Below are 1,314 nucleotides of genomic sequence, written 5' to 3' on the forward strand. Positions count from 1 at the left end.
ACCCAGGCCCGCGCCGCCGCCTCGTCGACGACCGGCACGCAGGACTCCACCGGTCCGTCGCTCTCCTGCGTCACCTCGGAGTGGTAGACGACGAACGGCGACCCGGCGACGCCCCCGCAGGCCGCCCGCGCCCCCTCCTCCAGCCGGCCGAGCGACGCGCCGATCCAGGCGGGCAGCTCGTCCGCCAGCACGTGCCGCTTCTCGGTGATCACCACCTGCGCGGGTACCTCGACCGTCTCGACCTCGAACGTTGCGTACATCTCGGAGTTCCTTCCCGACAGACGTGCACGGAGGTACTCGGTGAGGGTGCGCTGGGCGGCGATCCGCGTCTCGACGCCCGCCCAGTAGGCGGTCAGCCGCTCGGCGGCCTCGTCACCGTCCGCCGCGCCGATCACCTCCGCGATCCGCGCGAGCGGCATGTCGAGCTGCCGCAGCAGGGCCACCAGCCGGGCGCGCTCCGCCTGGCCGGCGCGGTAGTAGCGGTAACCGCTCACCTCGTCGACGTGCGCCGGAGCCAGCAGCCCCAGCCGGTCGTACAGCCGTAGTGCCTTGGCCGACAGCCGGGCCCGCGCGGCGAACGCGCCGATGGTGAGCAGCGCCTCGTCGTCCACCTGAATCCTCGTCCTCCGTCGCCGGGCGGCCTTCTCCGCCCGGCGACGGGAACGCTCGGCTCTGCCCCAGGGGCAAGGTCAAGCGGGCAGGTCAGCCCAGCTGCTTCTCGATCGCCGCGACGATCTCGGCCGACTCCGGCTCGGTCTGCGGCGAGAACCGGGCGGCCACGGCGCCGTCCCGGCCGACGAGGAACTTCTCGAAGTTCCAGCGGATGTCCCCGCTGTGTCCCTCACCGTCGGCGAACCCGACGAGCCGCTCGTACAGCGCGTGCCGCCCGTCCCCGTTCACCTCGGCCTTCTCGGTCAGCGGGAAGGTGACGCCGTACGTCGCCGAGCAGAACTCGGCGATCTCCTCGGCGCTGCCGGGCTCCTGCCCGAGGAACTGGTTGCAGGGCACCCCGAGCACGGTGAAGCCCTGGGCGGCGTACCGCTCCTGGAGCTTCTCCAGGCCGTTGTACTGGGGGGTCAGGCCGCACTTGGAGGCCACGTTCACGATCAGGACGGCCTGGCCCGCGTACTGCGAGAGGTCCGCGGAACCGCCCTTGAGGGCACCGATCTCGACATCGAGGGGGGAAGCACCGGCATCAGTAGTCATCCCCGGATGCTAGCTCCGCGGGGTGACGGGACGGTTTGCGGGGGCTGTCTCCGGTTCCTGCCGGGCCCGCACCAGCACCTCTCCCGCCCCACTGCGCGAGTACAGCAC

The 1,314-nt window shown here is 72.0% G+C and carries 2 protein-coding genes; both read right to left on the reverse strand.

Annotated elements, in window-relative coordinates; all coding sequences use genetic code 11:
- The coding region (locus tag BZL64_RS34260) for a MerR family transcriptional regulator (protein WP_167396241.1) at positions 1-611 on the reverse strand (611 nt) is incomplete at its 3' end.
- 91 nt (positions 612-702) lie between these two features.
- Entirely contained in the window at positions 703-1,206 is a 504-nt protein-coding gene (locus BZL64_RS34265; protein ID WP_086772980.1) for a glutathione peroxidase, read from the reverse strand.
- Positions 1,207-1,314: the final 108 nt, after the last annotated feature.

The organism is Streptomyces bobili (assembly GCF_002154575.1).
Lineage (GTDB): Bacteria > Actinomycetota > Actinomycetes > Streptomycetales > Streptomycetaceae > Streptomyces > Streptomyces bobili.